The following is a 12,638-nucleotide window of genomic DNA, read 5'->3' on the forward strand; positions in this document are numbered from 1 at the left end:
TGGGAGAGTCGGGTTACCCGAGCAGTGCTCTGCGCTGATCCGCGCAGTAGCACTTCGGCCGGGACGTTCCACATGATCTCGGCGGTGGCACCACTCGGCGACCAGCGTGAGGGTGGTGGCCGGCAAGGTCACCGGCTCACCTGGCAGGTCGGACAGCGAAACCTTCGGGGCGCTGTGGTCGGCCAGGTAGCCGTCGGCGACTGTATAGGCGCGGGAGAGGCGCGGATACGCTTGGGTGGGGATCAGCCGTCACTGGTACTGGTCGTCGACCACCGCTCGCTGCGCCTGACAGGCCATTTTCCAGCTCTCTCGTTTGCGGCTCTTGCCGGGGATCCAAACTGCGACTACGACGAGGCCAGCTCCAATTCGGCGGTGAGTGTCGTGATCCGTGGGGTATTGGTCCAACTCACCCCTCGGACACTCACCCCAAAATCGCCTGGTCAGTGCGCTGACCAGGCGATTTGCATAAGGATTCGACCGGGCGCTCGAAGTTCGGATACGTGACTCTCGGCAGAGCAGCGTGCTGACCTGGACTTCCTTCCGAGCGAGGCCGTGGGGGTTCGTGTCGGGTTCATGTGAAGATTGTGTGCGTTCGAGGCGTGCTTCGCTGCGGTGTCAGGGCTTTGACCTGCTCTGTTGTCGGTGTGCGGCGTGGGGGTTCATATCGGTGCTCCAGGGGTCGCGGGTCGGGATCCGCCTCGCGATCGGGCGTGGTCGGCGCGGCGCGCGGCCTCCGTCGCGGAGGCAGCTGCGGGTTGGGCAGTGGCGGGTTGCTGCGTGTGAAGCTGACTGTAGGCATCGAGCAGGAACTCCAAGAGGGCCGGGGCTTCACCGCCGAGTAGCCGAGGGGATTTTCACCCCTCGGCCCTCACAGATCCGTACGTGACGATCTCTCGTCATACGGCTCTTGTCGTTCTGGTCACCAGACGCGGGGGGCGTGGGTGGTCCAGGCCCAGTGGGCGAAGAACCAGGGGCGTCGTGCGACGGCCTGGTTCCACGCCGTCTGGGCTTTCTTCCTGCCCCGCAGCCGTTTGAACTTCTTGCGCATCCACCGCATCACGTAGGCGTTGATGCGTTCCAGGAGGGGATACAGAGCCGACTGGTAGAAGGCCCCGTAATACGCCATCCACCCCCGAATGATCGGGTTGATGAACCGTGTCAGGTCCGCTTCAGTCAGGCTGGTGCGGTGATGCAGCCGCCAGGACCGCACCTCGGCACTGATCCTGCGCAGGGCTTCCCCGCTGATGGCGGGGAGGAACGCCCGGAACATCTGGCCGTCCCGGCGGACCGCGGAGCGGCTGCGGAAGGTGAACCCCAGGAACGTGAACTCGGTGTGCTCGTACGAGGCACGCCGGTTGGCATCCTGGCAGTACACGATCCGCGTTTTCTCCGGGTGCAGTTCAAGCCCTACCTCGGCCATCCGCTTCCCGATCGCCGCAAGCACGAAGCATGCCTGGCGTTCGCTGACGCAGTGGACCACCGCGTCATCCACGTACCGCTCGAACCCGATGGCGGGGAAGTTCCGCACCATCCAGGCATCGAAGGCGTAGTGGAGGAAGAGGTTGGCGAGAACCGGCGACACCGAGGAGCCCTGGGGCGTCCCCCGGGTCCGCTCGCGCTGCGTCCCGTCGGGCAGTTGCAGCGGTGCGGCAAGCCATCGCCGCACATACAGCAGGACCCAGGACTGGGACGGATCAGTGTGGGCGGCGACCGCCTTGAGGATCAGGTCCCACGGAACGCTGTCGAAGAACGCGCGGATGTCCAGGTCGATGACCCAGTCCGCCTTCCAGCAGCGCTCTCGGCACCGGCCCACAGCATCGATCGCCGACCGCCCGGGACGATAGCCGTAGGAGTCCGGATGAAAGACCGGCTCGGCCTTCGCCTCCAGCACCCCGGCGACCACCGTCTGGGCGATACGATCCCCGATCGTGGGCACGCCCAGAATCCGGACGCCCCCTTTCTTGGGGATCTCCACCGCACGCACCGGGGGCGGAAAATAGGTGCCGGAGGAGAGACGATTCCAGATCCGGTACAGATTGTTCTTCAGATCCTTCTCGAACCCTTCTATCGACACCGCATCCACTCCCGCCGCGCCTTTGTTCGACCTGACTTTCTCGTACGCCTCCCAGACGGACTGCTTGGAAATATTGAACGGCTTGTCTGATGCTTTCAACTCGTTCACGCGACTCCTCCCGGGTAACGCCCGGTTGATCGAATAAACACAGTCACAAACGACCCGGCCCCTTCGCTCCGCCCCCATTACAGGGGTTTCGTCACTACTACGAGCCGGTCCGCCGGCGTGCCTGGCGTCGGTACTCAGTCCCTCACGGCTTCGGACCGCCCGGGACGCTCCCTCTCTCCCCGCTCACCAGCAGAGACGTATCCAAGCCCGCCTTCTCCTGTTCCATACGAAGGCCGCAGACCGGGCTCGCGTCGCCTGTATGCCGGACACCGCCTGGCCAGTAAACGGGCACCCGCCAGACTCATCCCGGGACTGCCTTGACACCCCGGTTCTGATGTCAACTCTACTTTTCGACACGTCAGCAGCGATTCACTTGCGTTCGCCTTCCCGATCCCCACCTGACGCCTCAACGGACGCCTTTTCCTCATCGTTCACCACGGCAGTCTTCAGCTAGCGCAGCATGAGGTGGTTTAAATCCTCCCCCCGCAGGGTGAATTTGAAGGGCCAAACCCTCATCCTTCGTACAGCATCGCTACAAGAAGAGTTCCTACATGGTTCTTCCTTTCGCGTTCAGGACACAACAAGGCCGGGTAGTTAGGGACCGTAAAGAATCAAGGTGTGGGTTTTGCTTGTGGCGTGAGAGTGACGCCGTGCGCCGTGGCGTAGACGAGGAGGCCGGTGAGGGTGCTCAGGTGCGCCGCTGCGGGCCCGAGGGAGTGCCCGTGCTGGACCATCAGCTGTCTGATCTCGCCGGTGGCCTCGCGGATGGTGTCCTTGCTGACGGTGAACAGGCGGGCGAGCGCGGTGGGCGGCAGGGCGAGGTGTTGCTGCAGCGCGGTAGCCAGGACGCGGTCGGCCAGGTTCAGTTTGGCTTTGCGGCCGCCTCCCGGGGCCCGGCGACGTGTGCCGCCGTCGCGTCGGGTGGTGTGGTCCGGGGTGTGCAGTGCCTGCCAGGGGGCGGCCAGGGCCGTGGTCAGCTCGGTCAGTGTGGTGCTGGTCATGCCCGTCAGGGCGGGGTGCGACAGGGCCCCACGGTCGAGGCCGACGGTCGGCCCGCTGAGGCTCGCCGGCTCGGTGAGGCGGGGGTGCACGGTGTAGTTCCACTCCCCGTGGAAGGCGTGGCCGGTCAGCGGCACCGCGTTCATCTCGGCGTCGCTGACCTTCACACCGGTGGGGTAGCGGCCGGGGTCCAGTTCGGCGTGGACGGTGAGCCCGGTGCGTGTGGTGGTCGCGGCGATGCTCTGCACGACGACCTCATAGCTGGTCAGCGGACGGCCGCGCCAGTTCATCGTGATCGCGGAGAACAGCCGGTGCTCCACCTTGTTCCATTTCGACGTGCCCGGAGGCATGTGACAGACAGTGACGGCCAGGCCCGTCTCGGCGGCGAAGGCCGCGAGTTCGGTCTTCCAGGCCCGGGTGCGGTAGCCGTTGGAGCCACCGGCGTCGGCGATGATCAGCAGCCGGGTAGCGCCGGGGTAGTCGAGGCGTCCTCGCCCGTTCCACCAGCGGCGGATCGACTCGACCGCGAAGGCAGCGGTGTCGTGGTCACAGCCGACGCTGACCCAGCCGGTGTTCGAAGTGATGTCGTAGATCCCGTACGGGGCGGCCCTGCCGAGCTCCTGATCGGGGAAGTCATGGGTACCGACCCGCACCGGCCGGCCCGTCGGCCGCCACTCGCGGCCCGCGTTCTTGAACTGGCCGACGACTTCCTTCTTTTTCGTATCCACGCTGACCACCGGCTCGCCGCCCGCCTGATGGTCCCTGACCTGGTCGTTGATATACCGGAACTGCGCATCCCGATTCGGGTGCTGGGCTCCCTCCAGGGTCTTCGCGTTGGCCTGCAGGCTGAAACCGTTCTCCCGCAGCAGCCGGCCCACGGTCGGCGCCGACACAGCATGGCCCTGCCGAGTCAGCTCCCCGGCCAGACACCGCAGCGACTTGGTCGTCCACCGCAGCGGCGACATCGGATCGCCCCGCTCATCCGGCTCCACCAGCGCCAGCAGAGCCGGAACGAGCAGACGGTCAAGCTCCTCGGCGCTCTTGCGACCGCCGCCGTCGCGGCGCACCCGGCCATCGGGCAGTGGGTCCTCACCACCCTCCAGCTCGAAGACTCCTTTCCGCACCGTCGTCTCGCTCACCCCCGCGGCACAAGCGACGGCCCGGACCCCACCGTGCCCCAGCAGCCGGGCCTCGGTAGCCAGCGCCAGCCGCTGCTGCCGCTCATTCAGATGAGGGAACAACACGCCGAATCTCAGGGAAAGTTGGTCACGAACCTCGCTCGGTATGCGCATACCACACCAACGACAGGAACACCGGGAAGCAGCATGTTGATTCTTTACGGTCCCTTAGGGCTTGTCGGTTATTAACTCGCCGTCTTGATCTCTGGTGTTGGGGTGATGCCGAGGCGAGCGGCGAGGTCTGCGAGGTCGTCCAGGGTGGCGAGGCAGTGGTCTGTGGGGGCGATCGGTGCGCACCGAGGGCATCGCCGAGCAGTTCCGTCGGCACCCCACGGTCAAAGCAGAGGTCGACGACGGCTATCGGGGTCTGGCCATCGAGTTCCCCGGCCAGGTCTTCGCCCCGCCGAAGAAACCGAAGGGGGCGGATGACGACGCGCCGTTGACCGAACGGTATGGCTGGCGCGAGATGAAGCGCCGCCAGTCCTCGCGTCGCATCTGTGTCGAACACGCGAACGCCGAGCACCGCCAGTGGCGTCCGCTTCAGCGGTACACCGGACGCCGCGAGACCTACGGCGAAACCCACCGCGCCGTCGCCGGGCTGGTCTCTGACCGCGCCGCCCGCAGGCCCACCCGGCACAAGCCAAGCACCGAACTCGTGCCCGTCCGCCCGGCGGCCTGCTGAATCACGCATCAGCCGAATCGCCAGGCCAACACACCCCAACATCAATCGCGGGGCAGCCCGTTAGCGTTTCTGTAGGTCACGCAAGGGGAGTTGGTGACCATGTTGTGGCGGCGTAGAGGCCGGGGCCGAGCTTGTGGATGAGTCCGCTGGCGGCCCAGCGGTTCAGTTGTCTGTACATGGTTTCCAGGGTGACGTCGCCGAAGTGAGCCGCGATGTCGCGGGGTTGCCAGAGGCGGGTGGGGTCTTCCTGGAGCAGTGACAATGCCCGGGCACGGGCTCCGCGCGAAGGAGGTCTGAGAGATCCTGGGCATCGGCACCGAGCCGCGGCACACCGAGAGCATCCGCGCCAAGCTGAAACGACTGGCCGGCCGCGACATCCTCATCGAGCCCGAACCCGGCCTGTTCGCCTCGCACAGGTGGCCCCGGCCACCCCGGGCACCGCCTCAAGCTGAAACCCGACGAAGCATCACAGAACACCCAGTGAGAGGTACGCGCCAAAGGTGGCTGAGAAGGCTCGATCATCGCCCGCGCCGCCGGTGTCGATCACACCTTCCTTTACCGTCACCGCGACGTGCTCGATGCCCTTCACGCCGCCGCCCACGAATCGGCGGCAAAGCGCTGTGGGCGCCTCCAGCCGGGACGGCGGGTAGATGACCTTGAGGTGGATGTCTCATGTCTCCGTAGGCGGCTTCGAGGGGCCCTACGGAGCAATTCCGGGCCGTGCCCGGGTCCCTTTTTTCAGCGGACCGCGACACCGGACGAGAAAATCCCTACACGGCGATCTGAGCCGCTTTAATGCCCCACACGTAGGGGGGATCACCTGTACCCCTGACTGGCCACCACGGAGCCATATAGAGGACTTGTGGCCCTGCATTTAGCACTCGCGTCGGGTATGCTAAACCTGATTCTCGGTTCTATGGTGAACCTTGCGGAACAGGGCCTGGCCGGTCGGCGGGGCCCCTGCGCCGACCTCCGTCCGACGTCATGCCGCTCCCGCCCCACTGGGTGGGAGCGCGGTTTGTCGTGCCAGAAAAGAGAGCGCCCCTGTGACCGATCCCGGCATTCCCTCCGACCTTTCGGCCGACGCCACCGCACCCGCGCCCACCACGGGCAACGTGGGGGACACGTCCTACACCGCCAGCCAGATCCAGGTCCTGGAGGGCCTGGAGGCGGTCCGCAAGCGGCCTGGCATGTACATCGGCTCGACCGGCGAGCGCGGTCTGCACCACCTGGTCTACGAGATCGTCGACAACTCGGTCGACGAGGCCCTCGCGGGGCACGCGGACCGCATCGACGTGACGATCCTGGCCGACGGCGGGGTCAAGGTCGTCGACAACGGGCGTGGCATCCCGGTGGACATCGTGCCGTCCGAGGGCAAGCCGGCCCTGGAGGTCGTACTGACGGTGCTGCACGCGGGCGGCAAGTTCGGCGGCGGCGGCTACGCCGTCTCCGGCGGTCTGCACGGCGTGGGCATGTCGGTGGTCAACGCCCTGTCGACGCGGGTGGAAGCGGAGGTGCGCTACGGCGGGCACCGCTGGAGCCAGGAGTACGAGAAGGGCGTGCCGACCACCGCGCTCAAGCAGCACGAGGAGACCTCCGAGACTGGCACCTCGCTGACGTTCTGGGCCGACGGCGACATCTTCGAGACCACCGAGTACTCCTTCGAGACGCTGTCGCGCCGCTTCCAGGAGATGGCCTTCCTCAACAAGGGCCTGACCCTGACGCTGACCGACGAGCGTGAATCCGCGAAGGCCACGGTGGGCGCCGACGACCCGGACGCGGACGTGTCCGAGCCGGCCGCGCGGACGGTCACGTACTTCTACGAGGGCGGCATCGTCGACTTCGTGAAGCACCTGAACGTGCGCAAGGGCGAGCCGGTCCACCCGTCGATCATCTCGCTGGAGGCGGAGGACACCGCGCGCCTGCTGTCGGTAGAAGTCGCGATGCAGTGGAACATCCAGTTCTCCGACAGCGTGTACTCCTTCGCGAACACGATCCACACGCACGAGGGCGGTACCCACGAAGAGGGCTTCCGCGCGGCGATGACGGGTCTGGTCAACCGCTACGCGCGGGAGAAGAAGTTCCTGCGCGAGAAGGACGACAACCTCGCGGGTGAGGACATCCGTGAGGGTTTGACGGCGATCATCTCGGTGAAGCTGGGTGAGCCGCAGTTCGAGGGTCAGACGAAGACCAAGCTGGGCAACACGGAGGCGAAGACCTTCGTGCAGAAGGTCGTGCACGAGCACCTCAACGACTGGTTCGACCGGAACCCGAACGAGGCCGCGGACATCATCCGCAAGTCGATCCAGGCGGCCACGGCGCGCGTCGCGGCCCGCAAGGCGCGTGACCTGACGCGTCGTAAGGGGCTGCTGGAGAGTGCCTCGCTGCCGGGCAAGCTGTCGGACTGCCAGTCGAACGACCCGACGAAGTGCGAGATCTTCATCGTCGAGGGTGACTCCGCCGGTGGTTCGGCGAAGTCCGGTCGTAATCCGCAGTACCAGGCGATCCTGCCGATCCGAGGCAAGATCCTGAACGTCGAGAAGGCGCGGATCGACAAGATCCTGCAGAACACCGAGGTCCAGGCGCTGATCAGCGCCTTCGGTACCGGTGTGCACGAGGACTTCGACATCGAGAAGCTCCGCTATCACAAGATCATCCTGATGGCGGACGCCGACGTCGACGGCCAGCACATCAACACCCTGCTGCTGACCTTCCTGTTCCGCTTCATGCGGCCGCTGGTCGAGGCCGGTTACGTGTACCTGTCGCGTCCGCCGCTGTACAAGATCAAGTGGGGTCGTGACGACTTCGAGTACGCCTACTCCGACCGCGAGCGCGACGCACTCGTCACGCGCGGAACCGGCAGCGGCAAGCGCCTGCGCGACGACACCATCCAGCGCTTCAAGGGCTTGGGCGAGATGAACGCCGAGGAACTGCGCATCACCACCATGGACGTGGACCACCGCGTGCTCGGCCAGGTCACCCTGGACGACGCCGCGCAGGCCGACGACCTGTTCTCGGTGCTGATGGGTGAGGACGTCGAAGCCCGACGCTCCTTCATCCAGCGCAACGCCAAGGACGTCCGCTTCCTCGACATCTGAGCCGGCGGCAGTTGCACCCTCCCGGTACGGGGCCCGCGTCCGCGGGGCCCGGCCGCGTCACCCACCCATCCTCTGTACTTGGAGCGAATGCGTGAGCACTCCGCCTTCCGCCCGTCCCCGCCCTCCGGCCGGAGACGGCTCCGACTACACCGCGCGGCACCTGCTCGTCCTCGAAGGACTGGAGGCCGCCCGCAAGCGCCCCGGCATGTATATCGGCTCCACCGACAGCCGTGGCCTGATGCACTGCCTCTGGGAGATCATCGACAATTCCGTCGACGAGGCCCTGGGCGGGTACTGCGACCACATCGAGGTGATCCTCCACGAGGACGCCTCGGTCGAGGTCCGGGACAACGGCCGCGGCATCCCGGTGGACGTCGAGCCCAAGACCGGCCTGTCCGGCGTCGAGGTCGTCATGACCAAGCTGCACGCCGGAGGCAAGTTCGGCGGTGGGTCGTACGCGGCCTCCGGCGGCCTGCACGGCGTCGGCGCCTCCGTGGTCAACGCCCTCTCCGCCCGCCTCGACATCGAAGTGGACAGAGCCGGCCACACCTACGCGATCGGCTTCCGCCGCGGGGTGCCCGGCCATTACTCCGGACTCGGTGAGGACGCCGACTTCACCCCGGGCGGAGGGCTGCGCAAGCGGAAGGCGAGGAGCCGCAACGCGAAGGGCACGGGCAACCGCACGCGTTACTGGGCGGACCGGCAGATCTTCCTCAAGGACGCCAAGCTCACGCTGGACACGCTGTACCAGCGAGCCCGCCAGACGGCCTTCCTCGTCCCCGGCCTGACCATCGTGGTCCGCGACGAGCGCGCTCTCGAAGGGGCGGGCAAGACCGAGGAGACCTTCCGCTTCGACGGGGGCATCAGCGAGTTCTGCGAGTACCTGGCCCAGGACAAGGCGGCCTGTGACGTCCTGCGCCTGACGGGCACGGGAACCTTCAAGGAGACCGTCCCGGTCCTCGACGACCGCGGCCACATGACGCCCACCGAGGTCACCCGTGAGCTCGGCGTGGACATCGCCCTGCGCTGGGGCACGGGCTACGAGACGAACGTGAAGTCGTTCGTGAACATCATCGCCACCCCCAAGGGCGGCACCCACATCTCCGGCTTCGAGCGCTCGGTCACCAAGACCGTGAACGAGGTCCTGCGCTCCGCGAAGCTCCTGCGCGTGGCCGAGGACGACGTCGTCAAGGACGACGCGATGGAGGGCATGACCGCCGTCGTCACCGTCCGCCTCGCCGAGCCGCAGTTCGAGGGCCAGACCAAGGAGGTGCTCGGCACCTCCGCGGCCGCCCGGATCGTCGCCGCCGTGGTCGCCAAGGAGCTCAAGGCCTTCCTGACCTCCACCAAGCGGGACGACAAGCAGCAGGCCCGCGCCGTGATGGAGAAGATCGTCGCGGCCGCCCGCACCCGGATCGCGGCCCGTCAGCACAAGGAGGCGCAGCGCCGCAAGACGGCGCTGGAGTCCTCCTCGCTGCCCGCGAAGCTGGCCGACTGCCGCAGCGACGACGTGGAGCGCAGCGAGCTCTTCATCGTCGAGGGCGACTCGGCGCTCGGTACCGCCAAGCTCGGCCGGAACTCCGAGTTCCAGGCGCTGCTGCCGATCCGCGGCAAGATCCTCAACGTCCAGAAGTCGTCGGTCTCGGAGATGCTCAAGAACACCGAGTGCGGCGCGATCATCCAGGTCATAGGAGCCGGCTCGGGCCGGACCTTCGACCTCGACGCCGCCCGCTACGGCAAGATCGTTCTGCTCGTCGACGCCGACGTGGACGGCGCGCACATCCGCTGCCTGCTGCTCACCCTCTTCCAGCGGTACATGCGCCCGATGGTCGAGGCCGGCCGGGTCTTCGCGGCCGTGCCGCCGCTGCACCGGATCGAGCTGCTCCAGCCCAAGAAGGGCCAGAACAAGTACGTCTACACGTACTCCGACAACGAGCTGCGCCAGACGCTGCTCGAGTACCAGCGCAAGAACATCCGCTACAAGGACTCGATCCAGCGCTACAAGGGCCTGGGCGAGATGGACGCGGACCAGCTGGCGGAGACCACCATGGACCCCCGCTTCCGCACCCTGCGCCGGATCAACATCGGCGACCTCGACGGCGCCGAGCAGGTCTTCGACCTCCTCATGGGCAACGAGGTGGCCCCGCGCAAGGAGTTCATCACCAGCTCCGCGGCCACCCTGGACCGCTCCCGCATCGACACCTGAGCCCCCACTCCGGACCGCCAGATTCGGACGGGCGGTCGGAAGTCGATAGCTGCTTCCCTTCAAGCCGAGCGGAGGCCACGGCTCGACGCCCAGCTACCGTCAGAAACGAGCCTTTCCCGGAGCAAGATCGAGAATGGCCGGCGGGAGTTGACCCGTCTCATTGGATCAAGCTCTCGATCAGTGCTCTGAGCAGGCATGGCGCATCGTGCGGTGAGACGGATCGGGGCCGGTGTCTCAGTTCATCGTGCCCGTCGGGTTCGGACTTGAGGCTGTGTCTCAGTTCATCGTGTTCGCGAAGGTCATTTCGTGAGCTGTGCTGCTGCGTTTGACATCCGTGATGCGGCGACTACGAGGCCCGCACCCTGGCCGGCGTCTACGGCTACAAGGACGGCTGGGGCGAACTCGGCCCGCACCTCGCCGAGGAGATCACCGCACTGCTCACCACTGAGCAGTCCTCCGACCAGAAGCCGCCCGCCTGACGCGCCGATCACGGCAGGCACCGCGCTCGCTGCTCCCCTGCCCGGAGCGCGCGCGTGGCGCCGGCTGGTGGCACCCTTGTCTTCCCTGCTCCACGAACAGTCCCTGCCTAGGTGATCACAACATGAGCGAAAAAGTGAGATTTTCGAGCGTCGTCGGCCCCGAACTGGCCGGAGCGATCGACCTGCCGGACGGCGAGATCCGCGGCTGGGGGATCTTCGTGCACGGATTCACGCTCGGCAAGGGCTCGCCGGCCGCGTCGCGTGTCAGCAAGCAGTTGGCACGCGAGGGGATCGGAATGCTGCGCTTCGACAACCTCGGAATCGGGGACTCCGACGGCGACTGGGGGGACGGTTCCTTCACCGTCAAGGTCCAGGACACGATCCGTGCCGCAGCCATGATGGCGGAACGAGGGACTCCGGCAGACCTGCTGGTGGGGCACTCATGGGGAGGCGCCGCCGTCCTCGCCGCGGCGGCTGAGGCAACCGGCGTCCGCGCGGTCGCCACGATCGGAGCGCCGGTCGATCCCAGCCACGTCGAGCGACAGTACGACGCGATCGTGGATCGCGTGCTCAGTGAAGGGTCGCACGAGTGGTTCGTCGGCGGGAGGACCCTGGTCCTCAAGCGCGCCTTCGTCGAAGACGTCCGCCGTGCTCACCTGCGGGATCGGATCGGCGAGTTGGACCTGCCGCTACTCGTCCTGCATTCGCCGACCGACAACACCGTCGACATCGACAACGCCGGAGAGATCTTCCGCGAGGCACGACACCCGCGAAGCTTCGTCTCACTCGAAGGAGCAGACCATCTCCTGACCGTCCGAGGACAAGCACAGCGAGCCGCCCACATCATCAGCGCCTGGGCCGACCAGTACATCCACGGGTCACGGCCCGCAGGAGAGACATCTCAGGTGGTTTAGTGCTCGCTCGGACAGGTACGGGGTCAGGGTCGCGGGTGGGGCGGTCTTCCCAGCGGTGGGTGGTCACGGGGGTTGATACTGGTATGAGTCGTTGATCGAGTAGTCGGAATTCTGGGGTGTGCGGCCATTGATGGGCGCACGATGTCACGGTGCGTGGCTGCGTCCGTCCCGAGGGGCAAAGGCTTCGAGAGCGTCTGCGTCGGTTGCTCGCGTGTGGAGGAAGTAGTCGGCCCACTCGGCGATTTCAGGGTAAGAGAAGTCCAACGGGATGATCTTGAAGCCCTGAGCGCCGGGGCCCTCGCCGTATTTCAGAGGGATACCCGCGCTGTTCTGCCAGCGGCAGAACACCGGCCGGACCGGGCTCGACGATCACTACAGTCCAGTCTCATGACGACGATTACGACGCGTACGGTCGAGTATCCGGCCGACGGTCTGACGATGATCGGGCACCTCGCGCTCCCGGCCGGTGTCGACCGCCGACCCGCGGTGCTGCTCGGACCAGAGGGCATGGGGCTCAGCGACGTCGAGCGCCGCCGGGCCGATGCTCTCGCCGAGCTGGGATACGTAGCGCTGGCCTTCGACCTTCACGGCGGGCGCTATTTGGGCGACCCCGAGGAGATGCTGGCCCGTTACATGCCACTGCTCGCTGATCCCGACCGGATGCGGGGCATCGGCCATGCGGCGCTCGACGTGCTGCGCACCGAGCCCCGGACTGACCCCGACCGGATCGCCACCGTCGGCTACGGCACCGGGGGCGCCGTCGGGCTGGAACTCGGGCGCGGCGGCGTCAACCTGCGCGCGATCGGGACAGTCAACGCACTGACCACGGGGCGACCGGGCGAGGCGGCGCGCATTCGCTGCCCGGTGTGGGCCGGGGTCGGGTCGGAAGACCCGGCCAAG

General features: G+C 66.7%; 8 protein-coding genes and 2 pseudogenes. 6 read left to right on the plus strand and 4 right to left on the minus strand.

The genetic code is table 11. The features are described from left to right. Positions 1-919: 919 nt before the first annotated feature. Both ltrA and K9S39_RS05015 read right to left on the minus strand, forming a co-directional pair. Positions 920-2,182 (minus strand): group II intron reverse transcriptase/maturase, encoded by a 1,263-nt coding sequence (gene ltrA / locus K9S39_RS05010; protein ID WP_248862159.1) that lies wholly within the window; start codon positions 2,180-2,182, stop codon positions 920-922. 611 nt (positions 2,183-2,793) lie between these two features. Next, on the minus strand, positions 2,794-4,473 hold the full coding sequence (locus K9S39_RS05015; protein ID WP_248862160.1) for an ISAzo13 family transposase: 1,680 nt from the start codon (positions 4,471-4,473) through the stop codon (positions 2,794-2,796). 175 nt (positions 4,474-4,648) lie between these two features. Here K9S39_RS05015 and K9S39_RS05020 point away from each other — a divergent pair, with 175 nt between their 5' ends. Further along, entirely contained in the window at positions 4,649-5,041 is a 393-nt protein-coding gene (locus K9S39_RS05020) for a transposase (RefSeq protein WP_248862161.1), read from the plus strand. 76 nt (positions 5,042-5,117) lie between these two features. On the opposite strand, the gene K9S39_RS05025 is transcribed toward K9S39_RS05020, so the two are convergent. Then, on the minus strand, positions 5,118-5,219 hold the full coding sequence (locus K9S39_RS05025; protein ID WP_248862162.1) for a type IV toxin-antitoxin system AbiEi family antitoxin domain-containing protein: 102 nt from the start codon (positions 5,217-5,219) through the stop codon (positions 5,118-5,120). Between the two features lie 288 nt (positions 5,220-5,507). After that, complete coding sequence (locus tag K9S39_RS41985; RefSeq protein ID WP_283112280.1) at positions 5,508-5,630, minus strand: hypothetical protein; 123 nt, start codon at positions 5,628-5,630, stop codon at positions 5,508-5,510. A gap of 457 nt (positions 5,631-6,087) precedes the next feature. On the opposite strand from K9S39_RS41985, the gene gyrB reads away from it, so the two are divergent. The 5 genes and pseudogenes from gyrB to K9S39_RS05055 all read left to right on the plus strand — a co-directional run. After that, positions 6,088-8,139 (plus strand): DNA topoisomerase (ATP-hydrolyzing) subunit B, encoded by a 2,052-nt coding sequence (gene gyrB / locus K9S39_RS05030; RefSeq protein ID WP_283112281.1) that lies wholly within the window; start codon positions 6,088-6,090, stop codon positions 8,137-8,139. Between the two features lie 91 nt (positions 8,140-8,230). Further along, a complete protein-coding gene (locus K9S39_RS05035) occupies positions 8,231-10,345 on the plus strand; it encodes a DNA gyrase/topoisomerase IV subunit B (RefSeq protein ID WP_248862163.1) in 2,115 nt (704 codons plus the stop codon). Between the two features lie 341 nt (positions 10,346-10,686). Further along, positions 10,687-10,824: pseudogene (locus K9S39_RS05040) on the plus strand (glutamate synthase); the annotation flags it as partial. A gap of 122 nt (positions 10,825-10,946) precedes the next feature. Beyond that, positions 10,947-11,738 carry an alpha/beta hydrolase family protein gene (locus tag K9S39_RS05045; RefSeq protein WP_248861270.1) on the plus strand — a complete coding sequence of 264 codons (792 nt, stop codon included), beginning with the start codon at positions 10,947-10,949 and terminating at the stop codon, positions 11,736-11,738. A 387-nt stretch (positions 11,739-12,125) separates the two neighbouring features. Continuing rightward, positions 12,126-12,632 (plus strand): annotated as a pseudogene (locus K9S39_RS05055) (dienelactone hydrolase family protein); the annotation flags it as partial. Positions 12,633-12,638: the final 6 nt, after the last annotated feature.

It is taken from the genome of Streptomyces halobius (assembly GCF_023277745.1).
Lineage (GTDB): Bacteria > Actinomycetota > Actinomycetes > Streptomycetales > Streptomycetaceae > Streptomyces > Streptomyces halobius.

Coding starts and splice junctions, on each gene's coding strand:
- K9S39_RS05015 (WP_248862160.1), bottom strand. CDS start 4,473: ATGCGCATACCGAGCGAGGTTCGTGACCAACTTTCCCTGAGATTCGGC.
- K9S39_RS05025 (WP_248862162.1), bottom strand. CDS start 5,219: ATGTACAGACAACTGAACCGCTGGGCCGCCAGCGGACTCATCCACAAG.
- K9S39_RS05045 (WP_248861270.1), top strand. CDS start 10,947: ATGAGCGAAAAAGTGAGATTTTCGAGCGTCGTCGGCCCCGAACTGGCC.